The organism is Nitrosomonas sp. (genome assembly GCA_031316255.1).
Classification (GTDB): Bacteria; Pseudomonadota; Gammaproteobacteria; order Burkholderiales; family Nitrosomonadaceae; genus Nitrosomonas.
In genome coordinates this window covers 3,217,108-3,235,460 of record JALDQW010000001.1, presented here as the reverse complement: position 1 = coordinate 3,235,460, position 18,353 = coordinate 3,217,108, and the positions used below count along the sequence as shown (strand labels likewise).

Genomic DNA, 18,353 nt, shown 5'->3' with positions numbered 1-18,353 from the left:
TGTCATTCTGATTAAGACAAAAAGTAGGCATTTTAAGGTTTTCCCGCTAATGATTGCTAAATTTATACGATAAACGCAAATTTATCCTGTAGAAAGTTTTTACAAATAGAAAATTCAGCAATACGAGGAGTTATTTTAGGAATATGTAGAACCGATGTTGAATGTTATTTTTAGTTTCTGGGTTGTACTGGCAATCTTAACAATAATTCTGATCAAAGGTGCAGTCATTTTTGCACCACAGAACACAGTCGATATCGTTGAACAATTCGGTAAGTATAATAAAACAATGGAAACGGGTCTGGATATGTTGATACCTTTTTTGACCGTGTTGCTTATGCACGTACATTAAACCCAGATTTGCCATACTGATCACCGAGATAATATTCTCCTGCATGGCGACTGGTGTGTTGTTGTTTGCTGGGCTGAGCGCACTGGCATCGGTTTAATGATGCAGCTCTGGTTTTTGCCTGGAACCTGGCTGGCTAGGCTGTCCAGTTCTGGGATTAGTTCTGGCGTTATTACGCTTGGATTGTGGAAACCGTTGAAACATTTGCAGGGTGGAAAAACACCTGGTAAAGATCAGAGCAGTGATTTGATCGGACTCGAATTTGTATTAACGCAGGATATAGATTTGCAGACACCCGGAAAAACTCCTTATTCGGGTGAAGCAAAAAGAATCTTCAGAAAGAAATTGATAAAAACTTTCAAATCGGAAACCTTGAGGAAAATTACAGAAGATGCAATTTTCCTCAAGAGATTATGTTACTTGAGATAACATGTGATCTTGCGAATAATATTGGCTTCTGGCCAGACCCATTGCAGACAATATTCGGCACCTAATTTCGGTTCCTTGATTTCGGTTTCTATTCTGGTTTCTCCGGTAATGACAGGCGGCAACAGCGCTTCTTTAATCCCATCTTGAATGCAATAGGCACTTGCTGAAGAAATCGGCCGACCCTGCGGTAATTGAACAACAAGTTTTAACTGATCAGTTACATCGTTTATGACATGCGAAAGCACACCTTCATTGTGGCCAAACGCATTGGTATAATCATATGACAGAGTTGTATCTATTCCGCTGGTTGCATTAGGATTTTTTGGCAATACCATACAAACCAGATAATTGTTATTGTTATCCTTGGTCTGTTCGGTAGGGAATTGTCCATTAATACTGAAATTACCCATTGAGCCGGCGTGACTGATATTTTTAAACCAGTAAACGGTATTTTTCGTGTGGCAGGCTGCAGTATTTTGTTTTTGCACCAACGTGGCTTTGGTGCCACATGTATCTTTGACAGTGAGTGTTTTTTCCACACCGGAAATACTGAAAGCACCCTTGTTTTGTTGAATTTGCTCGTATATCAATAAGGCCGCGCCGGCAATAAATAATGCGCCTACCAACATGAAGTCACTAAACAGTATTAAAGTGACACCAAATACAATAATCAGTATGTTGGCATAAAAAACTAACTGATTGCGTTTATCAAACATTCATTGCTCCTCAAAAATCTGGCTTTTATAATTTTTGTATTAGTAAAATGGTCTGTTATTTCTAGGTTTTAGTACAGGTCTTGTTATTAGGGCTATAAATTATAGCGTATAGTACGGAGGCGGCTTTATTATTATTCTAAATCTGTCTAAAACCAAATATAAATATTTCTAATTGTGTTTTTTTAAGGGCTGAGTGTAACAGAGAGCTGCTTGCAAAAAAAGCAAGTTTATGTAATGTTGTACTTCTAAATAAAATTCAGAGTGATTGATTGTTCTGTTAAGATCATTTATTCATGGCGTTAATACTGATAAGCCAGTATTCTATCCATGTGATATTACCTGATGCAGTAAACTTGTCAGTGTATATGTCAAGGCGTGCCTTGCTGGAGATAGTAGTTCTTTCATGGATACAGACAAGCTCACCGGCAGGGCGTTACCATGGTATCCTGCAACTGCGTTGCATTCTAAATGTAGTAATTATTTGGCGGGAACTGGACAAAAAATTATAACATTTTGTAATAGCCCGCATTTATTGTCGACTAAAGTATTCTTTTAATTTGTTATGGAGAAAATAATGTCAAAAAAAACATTAAAACCTATATCACTTGCTGTTGGAACAGTTTTTGTAGCGACACTGACCGCTGGCAATGCATCAGCGGAAAGTAATTCAAATACAAATCCATTTGCCATGAATGAATTATCCGGTGGTTATATGCAACTTGCCTATGGTGGCGGTGCTGAAAAGTCAGAAAAAGAAGGCAAATGCGGTGAAGGCAAGTGTGGCGGTAAAAAAGCTGAAAAAGAAGGCAAATGCGGTGAAGGCAAATGCGGCAGTGACATGAAAAAAAATATGGAAGGCAAGTGTGGCGGTAAAAAAGCAGAAGAAGAAGGCAAATGCGGCGAAGGTAAGTGCGGCGGCAGTAAGTAATTTTTTCTTCAACACACATTCATGAACAATTTAAATTACCCTGTTCATGGCGCCGGACTTGGTCTGCGACGCGCATTGGTTCGTGCAGTTGCAGACCAACCGGTGGATACCATTGATTTTTGGGAGATTGCGCCAGAAAACTGGATTGGTGTAGGTGGTTTTTATGGCAAGAAATTGCGCACCTTTACCGAACAGTATCCATTCATCTGTCATGGGTTGTCGTTATCCATAGGTGGGCCATCGCCACTGGATGAAGCGTTTTTGCAGCGACTTAAACGCTTCTTGAAAACACATCAGATTCGTTGTTACAGTGAACATTTGAGCTATTGCAGTGATGATGGTCATCTTTATGATTTGCTGCCTATTCCATTTACTGCAGAAGCCGTTCATTATGTTGCTGGCCGCATTAAACATGTGCAGGATGTTCTCGGGCAACGTATTGCCATGGAAAACGTCTCTTATTATGCTGCTCCGGGTCAACACATGTCAGAAATTGATTTTCTGAATGCAGTGCTGGCAGAAGCGGATTGTGATTTGTTGCTTGATGTAAATAATATTTATGTAAACAGCGTCAATCACTGTTATGATGCCGAGGCTTTTTTGCGGCAAATTCCCGCTCAGCGTGTACGTTACATTCATATCGCGGGGCATTACAATGAAGCCGAAGATTTGATCATAGATACGCATGGCGCCGACGTCATCGATCCGGTCTGGTCTTTGCTTGAAAAAACCTACCAACGGTTTGGTGTGATTCCAACATTGCTGGAGAGGGACTTTAATATTCCTACATTGCAGCAACTGGTATTGGAAGTAAATCATATTCAGGATTTGCAGTCGAAATGGCGGCATCATCATACCCGGCATGAATACATACAACACGGCTGAGCGGCCTGATTTTGTGCGCCAGCAATATGCATTTGCCGCGCACATCCGTAATCCAGAGCAAAACCCTCGCCCTAAAGATATTGAAGCACGCCGTATGAAAGTCTATTGCGAGCTGTTTTACAATAATGTCGAAGGTTTTATGGCCAATACCTATCCGGTATTGCGGAGTATTCTGCCAGATGAACGCTGGCATGGCCTGATACGCGACTATTTTGCACGTCATCGATCACACACGCCGCTGTTTCCGGAAATGCCGCGTGAATTTCTAAAATATCTTGAGCATGAACGTTGTTTTGAACCGGAAGATCCAGCTTTTTTGTTGGAACTTGCGCACTATGAGTGGGTGGAGCTCGCGCTATCGATACTCGATGAAAAGCCAGATCAACAGGAATTTAGTATTCAGGGCGATGTACTGAAAGGAATTCCTATTGTATCACCAGCGGCCTGGTTGCTAAACTATCGTTTTCCGGTTCATAAAATCAGCGTGGAATTTCAACCACAAACACCTGATATCGAAACAACGCATTTGATTGTTTATCGTGATAAATGCGATGAAATCCATTTTATTGAAGCAAATCCTGTAACTGCGCGTTTGATGCAACTTGTGATCGATAATGAGAACCAGAATGGCGAAACACTACTGTCGCAAATTGCTGTTGAACTGAGTCATCCTCAGCCTGATACCGTCATTAATGGTGGAGCTGATATCTTGAATGACTTCATTCATAGAGGCATCTTGTTGGGTACGCGTGCCTGATTATACCGAGAATCATCTGAAAGGATTTTGATAGGCGATTTTTTATTGGGATGTCTATGTGTCGATTCCTGATTGCTTTTCAAAAACAACACGCAAATGCCGCAATCCGAGTGCACCGTGAGATGCTTTATTTTTGATCATTTTTATACGATAAAGATGTTGTTGTGGAGGCATTTGCTTTTGCGGATTCTAGTCCGTTCCCACATTGCCAGCATAATTGAAAATTTGACGGATTTTCTTCGCCGCATGCGGGACAATGGACTATGGTGCTGGGCTGCGGGATGGCCTCATACTGTTGAACAATTTTACGGCCACGTTCATAATCCGTATCGCGAATGATCCAAACTTCGGGGTAAGCATGTGTAAAAGGGATATCTCCCGTGCCACCCTGAGCATGCTGGTTGAATAATTGCGCTGGAATAAGTGCATGTTCCAGCATATCAAGCACAATTTGTGCTTCCATAAGATTGTTTGCAGAATAGATTTTTTTCATGTCATTTTTATTGTGCCGTAATCGTTTGTGTTCATAATGCAAAAACGAAGTATACGCATGAAATCCCATGACGTTATTTTATAACATTTCATGCTACCGAAGACTGTATCCGGGAAGGTAGCCTAAATTAATTCATTTAAAAAATATGTGGTTTAAAAACTTGCTGACTTATAGAATAACCAGCGGAGAAATGGATCCATTGCAGCTTGATGAAGCATTGTCCAATAATGAATTGCAAAACTGTCTGCAAATGGAAATGCAAAGCTGTGGTTGGGTTAAACCGAAAGATGATAGCGATCAATTCGTGCATGTCTGTGGTCAGCATGTATTGGTTGCATATGGTGTTGAGAAAAAAATATTGCCGACAGCCGTAGTGAACCAATATGCCAAAAGCCGGATTGAAACAATGGAGCAGCATCAGGGGTACAAAGCAGGGAAAGAACAAGTCAGAGACATCAAGGAAGCTGTGTTGATCGATCTGATGCCGCGTGCATTTGCTCAACGGCATATTACTTATGCCTGGGTCAATTTAAGCGATGGGATACTTGTCATTGATACCGCCAACCTGAAACGGGCTGAAGCGGTGATAGAGCTACTGATAAAAACAGTGAGTGGTATCAGGCTGGTGCCACTGACAACCAATATTTCATCCTCTGCTGTTATGACACGCTGGTTGTCCGGTGATGAACCGCCTGCTGTTTTTACAATAGATCGCGACTGTGAACTGCAAGGTATGGACAATGAAAAAACCACAGTTCGTTATACGCATCATCTGCTGGACCCTGATGAAACAGTCCGGCATATCAAGGCGGGCAAAAAAGTAACACGTCTGGCAATGACCTGGGCGAACAAAATATCTTTTGTGTTGCATGACAATTTTCAGATCAGGCGTATAGCGCCGCTGGATGTCATCAAGGAATCGGCTGATGCAACAGATGCAGCAGATTTATTTGATGGCGATTTCGCACTTATGACGGGCGAACTAAGCCAGTTTTTGCCTGATCTGATTCATGCTTTGGGCGGTGAGAATTCGCCGGAATAACGGTTTATTTTTTGCCGTGTGAGCCTTGCGTATGGTCTTTAATACCAGACAAAACTCCCGTAGCAATTTTATGGATAAAACCTGCCGTTGCCTGTGTGAGATGCGCACCGGCTTCGAGTTGTGCATGACTAACAGATGCAGCTTGCTGGGCAAAAATGCCAAGTGTTTCCTTTAACTGTGCGCCGACAATGGTACCATTATTTTTTGCATGATTCGTAACGTCCTGCAGTATTTCTGATATTACGCCTTTGGCTGCCGAGGCTGTATTCTGCAGCGTGTCCAGGAATAAACTCTCAAGGCTTTCAAGATCCGAACGGGTGCGAACCAGCTCTTTGTCCGAGAACTTCTGTGCACGCCCGGAAGCTTCCTGAACAGCCAGCTTTGAAGCTTCGGCAACTCTAGCCAGTGCTGAATCCAGTCCGGAAACTGCATCCGTAATTTGTGATTTTGCGGCTTGTGTTTGATTGGAAGCTGTTAGGAATTGTTGTTGCGCACCTTCATGAACGCCATTGGCTACTGCGGTCACAATGCGGCGAATGGAGTCGATATCAAGACGGTCTGCATTAATTGTTTTCAGCGTCAAATTATGAACGGTTTCCTGAATATTGACACCGTTTACGAGTGCATCATGTATGTCTCGCTCCAGTTTGCTAAGATCGTTGTCTATACCCTTACTCGTACTGTTATTGTATTCTTCACTGTTTTTAGTTTGCATGGTTGTATCCTGTCATTTATAAAATAATATTACTCTGCTTTCATTGTCCTCCTGCAATCCTCAATTGGTCAAGACCATTCATATAAGGTCGCAGTATTTCGGGAATCGTTACACTGCCGTCAATATTCTGATAGTTCTCAAGTATGGCAACCAGTGTTCTGCCAACAGCCAGGCCGGAACCATTTAGAGTATGTAGCAATTCTGGCTTGTTTTTTTCATTTCGGAAACGTGCCTGCATGCGTCTGGCTTGGAATGACTCGCAGTTACTGCAAGAGGAAATTTCCCTGAAGGTATTTTGTGCAGGTAGCCAGACTTCAATATCATAGGTTTTTGCAGCAGAAAAACCCATATCTCCGGTACACAATGCCATGACCCGGTAAGGCAATTCCAGTTTTTTCAGGATTTTTTCGGCATTACCAATCAGTTCCTCCAGCGCTGCATACGATTCATCAGGCTGAACTATGTGTATCAACTCGACTTTGTCAAATTGATGCTGACGAATCAAACCGCGTGTATCCTTGCCGTAGCTGCCGGCTTCTGAGCGAAAGCAGGGCGTATGGGCGACAAACTTCAACGGCAGCGAATTAAGCGCGATAATTTCATCGCGGACGATATTTGTAAGCGACACTTCCGCTGTTGGAATCAGATAATAGCCGGGTCCCTTATTATCGTCTGTAGCAATTCTTCCCCCGGCATTAACGACAAAAAGATCTTCTTCAAACTTGGGCAATTGGCCAGTACCCTGAAGGCAATCATGGTTGACCAGATAGGGCGTATAGGCTTCAATATAACCGTGTTCCTGTGTATGCGTGTCCAGCATGAATTGTGCTAAAGCACGATGCAGGCGGGCCAGATCACCTTTCATCAGGGTAAAGCGTGCACCGCTGAGTTTCGCCGCTGTTTCAAAATCCAGTAGTTTTAATCCTTCTCCAATACTGACATGGTCTTTTACTTCAAACTCAAATGAACGAATTTTCCCCCAGCGCCGAATTTCCTGATTATTGTCTTCTCCAGCACCTTCGGGCACGCTGTCATGCGGAAGATTTGGGACATCAAGCAATATTTTTTGCAATTCGGATTGGATTTGTTCCAGCTTGAGCTCGGATTGTTTGAGTTCATCACCGAGTTGGGCGACTTCAGCAAGGATACTAGAAGCATCTTTTCCCTCTTTTTTAGCCTGGCCAATTTGTTTTGAAGCGGCATTGCGCCGGGCTTGCAGGTCCTGGGTTTGTGTTTGAATGGTTTTGCGATCAGTTTCCAATTGATTGAACCGGTCAACTGGAAAATGATAATTTCTAGTGATCAGTTTTCGAGCGACATGGTTCAGGTCGGTCCGTAATAATTGGATATCTAGCATGAAAACTCCGCGTAATGTGTTATCTATATATATTTTATTGTAAATTTTGTGTATGGATGATTGAATGTCTTATATCAGTCCGTTTGTTTTTCTATTTGGACAGTTTTTGTTTTCTGGCTTTCTGGTCCTGGCTACGCAAATAATCGAGTTTTTCCCGAATTTTACTCTCTAATCCGTTGTGAGTTGGCTGATAAAACTGGACATCGGGCATGTCATCCGGAAAATAATTTTCTCCTGCGACATAGCTTTCCGGATAATCATGGGCATAATGATAATCGCGACCAAACCCTATTTTTTTCATCAGTTGAGTGGGTGCATTGCGTAAATGTAAAGGAACTGATCTGGATTTATCTTTTGCGATAAACGTACGTGCTTTCTTATAGGCCAGATAAACTGCATTGCTTTTAGGCGCACAGGATAAATACACAGCAGCTTGCGCTAAAGACAATTCACCCTCGGGACTGCCCAGTCTTTCATAAGTTTCGCACGCATTCAACGTGATTTGCAAAGCACGCGGATCTGCTATGCCGATATCTTCTGTTGCCATACGCACCAAGCGGCGTCCAAGATACAATGGGTCTGCACCACTGTCCAGCATGCGGCACAACCAATAAAGCGCAGCATCCGGTGATGAGCCACGAACTGATTTGTGTAACGCAGAAATCTGATCATAAAACGCATCACCCCCTTTATCAAAAATGCGGGTATTACGCGATAATACATTTTGTACATTGTCGACATCAATTTCAATCAAGTTTTGCGTGTCAGCCACTGTAATTATCTGCTCAATCATATTGAGCATGCGCCGCGCATCGCCATCAGCAAATGCAACGATTATCTGGCGTGCAGTATCAGTAAATGTCACCGGCTTTGGTATTTTTTTCAGTGCGCGGATAAATATCTGATTTAAATCATCATCCGTTAATACGGTTAATGTGTAAACCTGGGCGCGCGATAGTAATGCGCTGTTGACTTCAAATGATGGATTTTCGGTGGTCGCGCCAATAAATGTGAATAAGCCTTGTTCGACATGCGGTAAAAAAGCATCTTGCTGCGATTTGTTAAAGCGATGCACTTCATCCACGAAAAGTATGGTATGGCGACCATTTTGCTGCAAGACAAGTTGGGCCTTTTCAATTGCACTGCGAATATCCTTGATACCCGATAGTACAGCGGATAGCGCTATAAACTCAGCATTGAAAACACCCGCCATAATCTGCGCCAACGTTGTTTTGCCGGTCCCCGGTGGCCCCCATAGAATCATGGAATGCGGCTTGCCCGACTCAATAGCCAGTCGCAAGGATTTTCCGCTTCCTAGCAAGTGTTGTTGCCCGACAATGTCCTCCAGTGTCTTCGGACGCAACTGCTCTGCCAGCGGTGATTTGGATTTTGGGTGGGTAAAGAAATCACTCACTGATGATATCTGCGCCATCTGGTGGCTGGAATTTAAAAAAACCTTCGGTTAGGCTGGGATTTTTTGTTAAATCAGAAAAAGTCAAATATGTGGTTTGGCCAAAATTATCTCTTAACGCCATATATTGTAAGTCGCCTTTGAGTGAGAACCCCAGTTGTATAAATTCAAATGCGCTGTCTTTGCTCTTTGGAATGGCTTCCATCCATTCGATTTCATCCTGCAAGCCAAGATTGGTCAATTCAAAGTTATCCTCAATTGTATCGTTGCCAGCCAGTAGCGCTGCAGGACTGCTGCCAATAGCAATGTTAAACTGACGGATAGTTACCTGATTCAGGTCGTGATCATAAAACCAGACTTGCTTGCCGTCGCCGACAATGGACTGTTCATAGGGTTCCAGGTATATCCAGCGAAACTTGTCCGGACGCTCAAATTCTAAAGTACCCTTTGATTTTTGAATGTTCCGGGCGTTTTTGTCGAGCAGTGTTTGAGTAAAATTTGCACGTACTGTTTGTGTTTCCTGGATAAAGGTTTTGAGATTCTCGATAGCAGATGACCATGCAAGCGCAGGCATCATGAGCAGTAAAACAAACAGATATGCATTAATGAAAAAAACAATACGGTTGATTGTGAGGTTCATAATTCCATTTCTAAATCAGAAAAGTATTTGCAAAGACAGGGGAAACGTAATGAAAAAACCGGTCTATTCGCTGCGTGCCGGAACCAGAACTTCGCGGTTACCGTTGCTTTGCATGGAGGATACCAAGCCGGCGCGCTCCATTTCTTCAATTAACCGTGCAGCCCGATTATAGCCAATACGCAGGTTTCTTTGTACTAAAGAAATGGATGCGCGACGGGTCTTGATGACAATTTGAACTGCCTCGTCATATAACGGATCACTGTCTGCGCTTGCCTGTTTTTTGGATTCATTCTGGAAATCTCCAGCGCTGTCTTCTTCAGCAGTGCTCAGTATTTCCTCAACATAACACGGTTCGCCATGTTCCTTAAGATATTCAACAACATGATGAACTTCGTGGTCTGCAACATAGGCGCCGTGAATGCGCTGTGGATAACCACTGCCAGGCGGCAAGTAGAGCATATCCCCTTGACCCAGCAACGTTTCAGCACCCATTTGATCTAGAATAGTACGGGAATCGATTTTGCTGGATACCTGAAAGGCGATCCGAGTTGGAATGTTTGCTTTGATCAGTCCGGTAATTACGTCCACAGATGGGCGTTGGGTTGCCAATAATAAATGAATCCCGGCTGCCCGCGCTTTTTGCGCAAGTCTGGCGATCAGGTGTTCAACCTTTTTTCCTGCAACCATCATTAAATCAGCCAGTTCGTCAATGACTACGACAATCAGCGGTAATTCTTCAAGTTGCTCGGGCGTTTCATTTGCTAACAATGGGTTGTACAGTGGTTCTTCTTTTTTGGCCGCTTCACGGACTTTCTGATTAAAGCCATTCAGGTTGCGTACACCCAATGATGACATCAGCTTGTAACGACGTTCCATTTCCATCACTGACCAGCGTAGCGCGTTAGCTGCCTCGCTCATATCGGTAACAACAGGCGTCAAAAGGTGAGGTATGCCTTCATATACGGATAACTCCAGCATTTTAGGATCGACCAGAATCAGACGTACCTGTTCGGGCGTGCTTTTATACACCAAACTTAATATTATGGCATTAATGGCAACGGATTTTCCAGATCCTGTGGTGCCCGCAACCAGTGCATGCGGCATTTTTGCAAGATCTGAAACGATTGGGCGTCCACTGATATCCTTGCCTAATGCTATGGTTAGTGGCGATGCTGTCTCAGCGTAAGGCTGTGAATTGAGAATCTCGACAAGACGAACAACCTGTCTTTTTGGATTTGGAATTTCCAATCCCATCGTTGTTTTCCCAGGTATTGTTTCAACGACACGGATACGTGCAACAGACAGTGCACGCGCAAGGTCTTTAATCAGATTGATGATTTGATTACCCTTGACGCCAATTGCCGGTTCAATTTCATAACGTGTAATGACCGGCCCGGGAAAAGCTGCGACGACCTTGACAACAACACCGAATTCTTTGAGCTTGCGCTCAATCAAACGTGATTCCGATTCAAGTATGTCATTGGATAAAACTTCAATATCTTTATCGGGTTCATCAAGCAAGTGCAATGGGGGCAGGGATGATGCTGACAAATTCGGAGATAGGGTTTTTTGCCTGTCTTTTGAAACACGTTCTGATTTGGTGATAGTAGCTGCTGGTGGTTCTATATGAATCGGTGTATCTGTAAGCGTTGGTCTTTTTTCGAAGGTGATGGTTTCATCAGTTTCATATTTGCTGTCTGTCGATTCCGTATGCGTATTTCGGCTGTCAATCAAGCGTTCATGAATCCATAGAAAATTATTTTCGATAACCTCGCCGATTTTTTCGACAAAGCGCACCCATGATAATCCTGTAAATTGACTAAAGCCGATGGCAGCCAGGATCAGAAGTGTCATTGTTGCACCCGTGAATCCAAGCAACTGGGATAAATAATGACCGATGCCTTCTCCAATTAAACCGCCTGGTTGAAAAGGCAAAGAGACATTTAGCGAATAAAAGCGTAATGATTCAAGTCCGCTGCTGGCTAACAGCAATACAAAAAAACCACCAACTGACAGTATTATCGAATGACGATCGAAAATACCTGCTACATCAATGCGCCGGTAGCTCCAGGAGACCGCGGCAAGAAAAAAAGCAATCCACCACCATGCCGATACACCAAAAAGAGATAACAACAGATCAGCAAGCCATGCGCCAATATGTCCACCTGCATTCCGGATATGATCAGAATCTCCGCTATGAGACCAGGCAGGATCGCCGCGATCATAACTGTAAAATATTAAAATCAGGTAAAACGCTGCGCCAACAAGAATTAACCATCCGGATTCACGTAGTAGTCTGGATACGCGCGGTGACAACGTGCGGCCATTCGATTTGTTGGCTATCGATTTATTAATCAAACTCATGGATATTTCAAAGCATTATGGCTTTATTTGATCGTATGAGATTTGAATTATATAAGAAAACGGCCAAGAATGCGTTGTTGGCGCAGGGCTGACAACGCATTCTTGGCTTTATGACACTCTTATTTCACCGATTTTTATGTTTTTTATTATTTGAAAATTAACTTGATCTCGGTCGACATAAGATAGCAGGTACAGATGTTTTATCAGTACGTGTTGTTTCTGGTAACGTTGCTATTTGATTGTATCCATTTTTTTGAGCGATTAGCAATGCGTTTTCTGCGCGTTTAAATAGCTTTCGTAAGCTGTCCTCAGTATCTAGCATGGTAATTCCTGCGCTAATGCTCAATTCTTTTTGGGGACTTTGCGAACTCATAATGGAAACTTTCTTGCATAATGCATCACTTGCTTCCTTGGCTTTTTGAATATCTGTTTCAGCATACAACACTGCGAACCGGTAAAGGTCAATTCGGTATAGTTGATCTGAGCTTCTTATGGATTTCCTGATTTCATCAGCGATAATTTTGATCTGTTGATCGCTGATATGCGTATTCGACTTCTCAAACGTGTTGAGTTGACTTGTATTTGTAGTGTCAAAAATGGCCAGCGACAAGTTTCTTTTATATCGTTTGCTTCGTTTTATTTCAACTTTTGTTTCTTCCTCAAACGCCCGGTTGTTTTTGCATTGTGTTAACGGATCAATATAGGTGTCGGCCATCAATTCGAACAGTTCATGATTGACTTTCTTTATTTTGAGTACCATGTACGCGGTTATTGTTATAACTATCAGCGCTAAAATGCGGTTTGTCAGTACTACTTCTAAAGGAGCGGCGATTCCTGGCGCCATAAAAAAGCCAATTAACGTGAGTGATATTCCGCTGACTGTTGCGATATAAGTACTCCAATTACTTTTAAACCATAAACTTGCAAAAACGATGAGTGCATATGGTGTTCCTGCAGCCACACCCAGTGGTGTATAAAGATCGAACAAAAAAATCGCTGCCGAAGCGGTCAGGAAAAACAACCAGTAAACATAATTACCATACTCAGTTTCAGGTAATTTAAAATGGGTAAGTTTAGGAAAAATAAATGAACGCATAACGCTAACATCCCCTCTTGTCAGGTATTTATTGTGAAATACTAGTTATACATACTTACGTCATTGTTTTACTTTTTTGTAATTTTAAGTTTAGAAAATACTTTTATTGTGACAAGTCTTATCTAAAAAACAATTCTAGCATATTGGTCTAAAAATAGTTTATTTCTTGTTATAATGTCGAGAGTTATAAACTTATTAAAAGGGATGAAGGAAATTAATTAGTCGTTTTTTTATTGAATGAGTAAATGATTTAATGGTGTAAAAGCCAGGTTTGGTGTGTTTACGGTATGACAATCCAGTCGAATTTAAATGCGCAGGGTTGTGTAAGTATAGTGATATTAAGATAATCAGCTTTCAATTTTGATAATTTGTGTGCCCGCTAATCGATCATGAAGATACTGATGATCACGATCAAGAAATGCCCATAAAATGCCGACGCCGAAGAATGATATGCCAAGTACTGCAATCAGGTAACGCGTAATCGCTTTTCGTCTATTAAGTATTTTGCCATCTACAGTAACTACACGTATTTTCCAGGTTTGCATCGCCAAGGTCTGTCCCCCATGCGTCCAGAACCAGATAAAGTAGTAACCCATGATAACGAGTAAATAAAATTGATAGAGTGGGATAAAGTAAAAGGCAGTTGTATCGCGGAAAACGATATGAAAAATAAAACTCGCAATAAAAATAACAGCTAACAAAATTAGAAATTCATAAATCAGACTGACGAATCGTCGCCAGAAACTGGGATAAGAGACTGTCATGGTAATTATTTTAATTTAGGTGAATGGTAATTCAACACTTAAAGTTTTTAATTGGCAAAAAATGGTATTGGAAGAATATCAGTAATTCAATACTGGAGGGAAATTTTGTCTTTTGTAATTTTAATAATAAATAATAATATGGAATATGGTAAAGAATATGAAAACTACAAACGAATTACTTACAAAGGAACCACAAACGAATAAACGCAAGAAAGGCCGCCCGCTCGGTTATGATCCTGAAGAAACGTTGGAAATCGCAATGAATCTTTTCTGGGCTGATGGGTACGATGCAACATCTCTCGATGATATTTTAAATGCTGCAAATATCTCAAAAAGCAGTTTTTATCACATGTTTGGTAACAAACATCAATTGTTTGAACGTTGTCTGACACGATATTGCGATCAACAAATCGCGCAAATTGAGAAAGGGGTGCAGCAATCTTCAACAGGCCGAGATTTTATAGAAACATTTCTGCATGGCTTGGTTGATACAGTTCGCAAAAGAAATAGGCACAAGCGATATATAGGATGTTTTGTAACAAATACGATCTATGAATTTAATGATCGTGACGCCAACATCTCAAAGATGATATCAAATGTAACTACCAAATTTAATGAGTTGCTGCAACGAGCAATCAAAACGGGGCAATCAAAAGGAGTCATTACCAAAAACAAGACACCAAGTGCACTGGCTCACTTTTTAATGAGTAGCATAGCTGGTATTAGAACAATGATACACACACAGGTTGAAATTGATCAACTGGATGAAATAGTTGATTCAACACTTGCCGCACTCGATTAATCCTTACTTTTCTGGATTTTACTGAATTAGTTGCTCTGATTATCGCTGATCTGATATTGCAATCCTCGGGTGGTATGACAACGCTAAGGAATGACCTAGATTATTATTGATAATTATTATCGTTTGCTTTATTATTTAGAGCTTGGCAAATTATTTTAACTTGATAATCGTGAGCGATGATATTAAGTGTTTCTGGGTCATTGCGTACTCTATTGGATTTGATATACGACGATCTAACATTTTATTTAATCAAATTCTCATGTCTGACCGCAAGTGTTTAATCGTGCACATTTGTTTGTAAAAATCGAAATAAGGCTGCTGAAATTGGTGTAGATTATTCTGCAATGCATGCACTAACACATAAAAATACTGATTATTTAGGATCTAAGCAGAACTTTATTTCGTTGCCAGGATTGTTCATCGTAGTGATCGCTCATGGTGTTTTGTTTTACGGTCTATGGAACCAGCGCCTGTTACCGCCACCAGAACAAATGGTAACATTGTTTGCTGAAATCATTTCTCAGCCTGCTCCTCAAGCTTTGCCTGAAGTCAGGCAGGAACCAACGCCCGTGGAGCTAAAGCCGGCAAAAAAACCCGAACCAAAACCTGAAATCAAAAAACTGGCTACAAAATTACCTGTCCTGCCCAAACATGAATCGGTCATGCTGCCAGAACCGGAACCTGCGCAAGAACACATCCTTGAACAGGAAATTATGCCTGAACCAGTAATTGAAGCGCCATCCAAGCAAATGCAAACGGGCCCGGTGACGCTTTCTTCTGAACTGTCTGTATCGTGTCCGAAATTGTCTGCGCCAACATATCCCGCAATTTCACGCCGCATGGGTGAAGAAGGCAAGCTGGTATTGCGTGTCGAACTCGACGAAAGCGGTCTTATTGATCATGCTCATGTGATTGATAGCAGCGGCTATGAGCGTTTGGATAATGCGGCACTAGAAGCCGTGAAAAGTTGGCAATGCAGACCGTCAATGCGTAATGGCCAACCGGTTCGAGCAGTTGCGTTGCAACCCTTCAACTTTGTACTGCAAGGAAATTAAATTTAATGGAACAAGGACTTGGTTTTTCACATTTTCTCGCTCAAATTGATGGTGTAGGTATCAGCGTGCTGGTGTTGCTGATCTCACTCTCAGTAGCAAGTTGGTACCTGATTATTACAAAAAGTATTACTAATTTTATTGCAAAAAAAAGGGCAACGGCATTTTTGAGTCATTTCTGGAGTGTTGAATCGCTCGATGAAGTGAGAAAATCGTTAAACGCAACCACACCGAATAATGCATTTGCGGAATTGGCCAAACTAGGCATTGAAGCATCGGATGACTCCAAAATTCATGACTCACATAAATTGGCTGCTGCCGGCGGAACTAGCGAATTTTTGACACGCGCATTAAGAAACGGCATTGATCAGGAGGCAACCCGCGTTGAAAACGGGTTGACGCTTATTGCGTCCGCCGGATCTGCGGCGCCGTATATCGGTTTATTTGGTACGGTATGGGGTATTTATCATGCTTTGATCCAGATTGGATTATCCGGACAGGGTACTCTTGACAAGGTTGCCGGACCCGTAGGTGAAGCGTTGATTATGACGGCACTAGGACTTGCTGTCGCGATTCCCGCAGTTCTGGCTTATAACGCATTTGTACGCCGCAACAGAATCTGGCTTGCGCGTCTTGATGCATTTGCACACGATCTTTTTGTACTGATCACCGTCGGTGGTGATGGCAGCACTAACGGTAACCGGGGCAAGGAACACCATCAATCGCATTCGACTTCAATTCCACAAACCATCGCACCTGCGACAACCTATTCAAATCTTGAAGAAAGGGGACAATAATGGCATTTGGTAGTATGAACAGCAGCGGGCAGCAAGCCCCTATGGCAGAAATCAATGTCGTGCCATTGGTTGATGTTATGCTGGTTTTATTGATCATTTTTATCATTACTGCGCCACTGTTGACTCATTCTGTAAAGATTGATTTGCCCAAGGCTGAAAGCACGCCGAATATAACTCAGCCGGAACATGTCGAAATGGCTATTCGGAAAGATGGCAGCTTGTTTTGGAATGGTGAACCGGTGATGCTTGATCAACTGTCAGTGCGTTTTTCGACAACTGTTGCCCAGGAACCGACAACAGAATTACATATCAAAGCTGATAAAGAAGCGCATTATGAACATGTCGCACGTATTATGAGTATTGCCGCCAACGCTGGAATGGCAAGAATTGGATTTATCACTGACCCAACGATACAGGAATAGCGTTTGGTTACGTATTGTGCGTATCGTCATGCGGTAAATGAACGGATTCCAGAATACCTGCGCAAGGGTCATTGTATACGTCCTGTGACAAATTGTTTTCGCTGTGTGCGACAATAACTGTAACAACTGCGTCGCCGGTGACATTTACCGCAGTGCGTATCATGTCCAGCAGACGGTCTACCCCCATAATCAGTGCAATGCCTTCAACAGGAAGTCCAACTTGATTGAAGACCATGGCCAGCATAATCAGACCCACACCTGGAACACCGGCGGTGCCGATTGACGCCAGCACAGCCATGCCGATAACTGTCAGATAACCACTAACCCCTAATTCTATACCATAGACATTGGCGATAAAGACAGTGGCAACGCCTTGCATGATGGCTGTTCCATCCATATTTATGGTGGCGCCGAATGGAACGACAAATGATGCTGTTGAGTTATCGACACCCATGCGTTTTTCAACTGTTCTGAGTGTCACAGGAATCGTGGCGTTTGAACTTGAAGTGCTAAAAGCAAAAATTTGCGCAGTCCGAACTTTTTTGAGGAATGTAATGGGATTGAGTCTTCCCAGCAGTTTTAGCAAGATCATCAGTGTACCTGTTACATGACAGAGTAAAACAACGACAACGACACTAAAATATCCAATCATAGGAATAATCAGGCCGATTCCTTGCAGCGCAAAGGTTTTTGCCATTAATGCAAAAACGCCGTAAGGTGCGATGGACATCACGATGGTGACAACTTGCATCATAACGTCGTTGAGCCTTCCGACGCCATCAATGATAACGCGCCCGCGTTCACCGATCATGAGCAGACAAATTGCAAATAAAATCGTAAAAAAGATAATCTGCAACATATTGCCTTCAGCGAAAGCGGCAACAGGATTGCTTGGGACAAGATCGATTAATACTTGAGTAAATGGCGGTGCTTCCGGTGCTATGAATTCAATCGCCGTACTTTCTGACAAGTTAAAATCTTTACCCGGTTCGATGTAAACAGCTACAAGTATTGACAAAGAAATTGCCAAGGCTGTGGATATAAGAAACAGAGCCAATGCTTTAATACCGACACGTCCCAGCTTGTTAATGTCGCCAATTCCGCATACGCCGCATATAAGCGAGAAAGTAACCAAAGGAACCACAAGCATTTTTAGGAGATTGATAAAAACCGCGCCGATGACATGAAAAAAGCCGTTTACGAGGTAATCCTGGATAAAAACATGATCTTGTGCAAAGTTATTAATCAGACTTCCAAGTACCAGCCCTGCAACCATCCAGATCAGTATTTTTGTGGTTATATTCATGGTATTGAAATGCGTTAAGACGCAACGATTA

The 18,353-nt window shown here is 42.3% G+C and carries 20 protein-coding genes and 1 pseudogene; 11 read left to right on the top strand and 10 right to left on the bottom strand.

The window, feature by feature from the left end:
• Positions 1–154: 154 nt before the first annotated feature.
• Together MRK00_14340 and MRK00_14335 are read left to right on the top strand one after the other, a co-directional pair.
• Positions 155–349, top strand: a complete 195-nt coding sequence (locus MRK00_14340; protein ID MDR4518545.1) for a hypothetical protein — start codon at positions 155–157, stop codon at positions 347–349.
• 96 nt (positions 350–445) lie between these two features.
• The gene (locus tag MRK00_14335) at positions 446–775 is read left to right on the top strand and encodes a hypothetical protein (protein ID MDR4518544.1); all 330 of its coding nucleotides are present in this window, start codon (positions 446–448) and stop codon (positions 773–775) included.
• Here MRK00_14335 and MRK00_14330 read toward each other — a convergent pair.
• On the bottom strand, positions 763–1,491 hold the full coding sequence (locus tag MRK00_14330) for a hypothetical protein (protein ID MDR4518543.1): 729 nt from the start codon (positions 1,489–1,491) through the stop codon (positions 763–765). The two genes, MRK00_14335 and MRK00_14330, sit on opposite strands and share 13 nt — an antisense overlap.
• A gap of 574 nt (positions 1,492–2,065) precedes the next feature.
• Between MRK00_14330 and MRK00_14325 the strand changes: the two genes are divergently transcribed.
• Genes MRK00_14325 through MRK00_14315 form a run of 3 tightly spaced genes read left to right on the top strand, consistent with a single transcriptional unit; the run spans position 2,066 to position 4,061 of the window.
• Positions 2,066–2,419: a hypothetical protein gene (locus MRK00_14325; GenBank protein MDR4518542.1), complete on the top strand. Its 354-nt coding sequence runs from the start codon at positions 2,066–2,068 to the stop codon at positions 2,417–2,419.
• A gap of 21 nt (positions 2,420–2,440) precedes the next feature.
• The gene (locus tag MRK00_14320) at positions 2,441–3,304 is read left to right on the top strand and encodes a DUF692 domain-containing protein (GenBank protein ID MDR4518541.1); all 864 of its coding nucleotides are present in this window, start codon (positions 2,441–2,443) and stop codon (positions 3,302–3,304) included.
• On the top strand, positions 3,282–4,061 hold the full coding sequence (locus MRK00_14315; GenBank protein MDR4518540.1) for a putative DNA-binding domain-containing protein: 780 nt from the start codon (positions 3,282–3,284) through the stop codon (positions 4,059–4,061). Before MRK00_14320 ends, MRK00_14315 begins: the two co-directional genes overlap by 23 nt.
• 127 nt (positions 4,062–4,188) lie before the next feature.
• Here MRK00_14315 and MRK00_14310 read toward each other — a convergent pair whose 3' ends face one another.
• Positions 4,189–4,554 carry a DUF2007 domain-containing protein gene (locus MRK00_14310; protein MDR4518539.1) on the bottom strand — a complete coding sequence of 122 codons (366 nt, stop codon included), beginning with the start codon at positions 4,552–4,554 and terminating at the stop codon, positions 4,189–4,191.
• A gap of 160 nt (positions 4,555–4,714) precedes the next feature.
• Between MRK00_14310 and MRK00_14305 the strand changes: the two genes are divergently transcribed.
• Positions 4,715–5,596: a recombination-associated protein RdgC gene (locus tag MRK00_14305; GenBank protein MDR4518538.1), complete on the top strand. Its 882-nt coding sequence runs from the start codon at positions 4,715–4,717 to the stop codon at positions 5,594–5,596.
• A gap of 4 nt (positions 5,597–5,600) precedes the next feature.
• Here MRK00_14305 and MRK00_14300 read toward each other — a convergent pair whose 3' ends face one another.
• From MRK00_14300 to MRK00_14270, 7 genes are all read right to left on the bottom strand, one after another.
• Positions 5,601–6,311, bottom strand: coding sequence for a hypothetical protein (locus MRK00_14300; GenBank protein ID MDR4518537.1), 711 nt, complete (start codon positions 6,309–6,311; stop codon positions 5,601–5,603).
• A gap of 40 nt (positions 6,312–6,351) precedes the next feature.
• Entirely contained in the window at positions 6,352–7,668 is a 1,317-nt protein-coding gene (serS, locus tag MRK00_14295; protein ID MDR4518536.1) for a serine--tRNA ligase, read from the bottom strand.
• 91 nt (positions 7,669–7,759) lie between these two features.
• Positions 7,760–9,091: a replication-associated recombination protein A gene (locus MRK00_14290; protein MDR4518535.1), complete on the bottom strand. Its 1,332-nt coding sequence runs from the start codon at positions 9,089–9,091 to the stop codon at positions 7,760–7,762.
• Positions 9,075–9,719, bottom strand: coding sequence for an outer membrane lipoprotein chaperone LolA (gene lolA / locus MRK00_14285; GenBank protein MDR4518534.1), 645 nt, complete (start codon positions 9,717–9,719; stop codon positions 9,075–9,077). Before lolA ends, MRK00_14290 begins: the two co-directional genes overlap by 17 nt.
• A 63-nt stretch (positions 9,720–9,782) precedes the next feature.
• Positions 9,783–12,083, bottom strand: a complete 2,301-nt coding sequence (locus MRK00_14280) for a DNA translocase FtsK 4TM domain-containing protein (protein ID MDR4518533.1) — start codon at positions 12,081–12,083, stop codon at positions 9,783–9,785.
• A 157-nt stretch (positions 12,084–12,240) separates the two neighbouring features.
• Positions 12,241–13,179 carry a GGDEF domain-containing protein gene (locus tag MRK00_14275; protein ID MDR4518532.1) on the bottom strand — a complete coding sequence of 313 codons (939 nt, stop codon included), beginning with the start codon at positions 13,177–13,179 and terminating at the stop codon, positions 12,241–12,243.
• 347 nt (positions 13,180–13,526) lie between these two features.
• Positions 13,527–13,943 carry an RDD family protein gene (locus MRK00_14270; GenBank protein ID MDR4518531.1) on the bottom strand — a complete coding sequence of 139 codons (417 nt, stop codon included), beginning with the start codon at positions 13,941–13,943 and terminating at the stop codon, positions 13,527–13,529.
• 280 nt (positions 13,944–14,223) lie between these two features.
• Here MRK00_14270 and MRK00_14265 point away from each other — a divergent pair.
• The 5 genes and pseudogenes from MRK00_14265 to MRK00_14245 all read left to right on the top strand — a co-directional run bounded on the left by MRK00_14265 (position 14,224) and on the right by MRK00_14245 (position 17,016).
• Positions 14,224–14,319: pseudogene (locus MRK00_14265) on the top strand (TetR/AcrR family transcriptional regulator).
• A complete protein-coding gene (locus MRK00_14260) occupies positions 14,293–14,745 on the top strand; it encodes a TetR family transcriptional regulator C-terminal domain-containing protein (protein MDR4518530.1) in 453 nt (150 codons plus the stop codon). Before MRK00_14265 ends, MRK00_14260 begins: the two are co-directional and overlap by 27 nt.
• Before the next feature lie 344 nt (positions 14,746–15,089).
• Positions 15,090–15,800: an energy transducer TonB gene (locus MRK00_14255; protein ID MDR4518529.1), complete on the top strand. Its 711-nt coding sequence runs from the start codon at positions 15,090–15,092 to the stop codon at positions 15,798–15,800.
• A gap of 5 nt (positions 15,801–15,805) precedes the next feature.
• Positions 15,806–16,594 carry a MotA/TolQ/ExbB proton channel family protein gene (locus MRK00_14250; GenBank protein ID MDR4518528.1) on the top strand — a complete coding sequence of 263 codons (789 nt, stop codon included), beginning with the start codon at positions 15,806–15,808 and terminating at the stop codon, positions 16,592–16,594.
• Complete coding sequence (locus tag MRK00_14245; protein ID MDR4518527.1) at positions 16,594–17,016, top strand: biopolymer transporter ExbD; 423 nt, start codon at positions 16,594–16,596, stop codon at positions 17,014–17,016. The genes MRK00_14250 and MRK00_14245 overlap by 1 nt, the downstream gene beginning before the upstream one ends.
• A gap of 7 nt (positions 17,017–17,023) precedes the next feature.
• On the opposite strand, the gene MRK00_14240 is transcribed toward MRK00_14245, so the two are convergent.
• Entirely contained in the window at positions 17,024–18,322 is a 1,299-nt protein-coding gene (locus MRK00_14240; protein MDR4518526.1) for a dicarboxylate/amino acid:cation symporter, read from the bottom strand.
• Between the last annotated feature and the right edge of the window lie 31 nt (positions 18,323–18,353).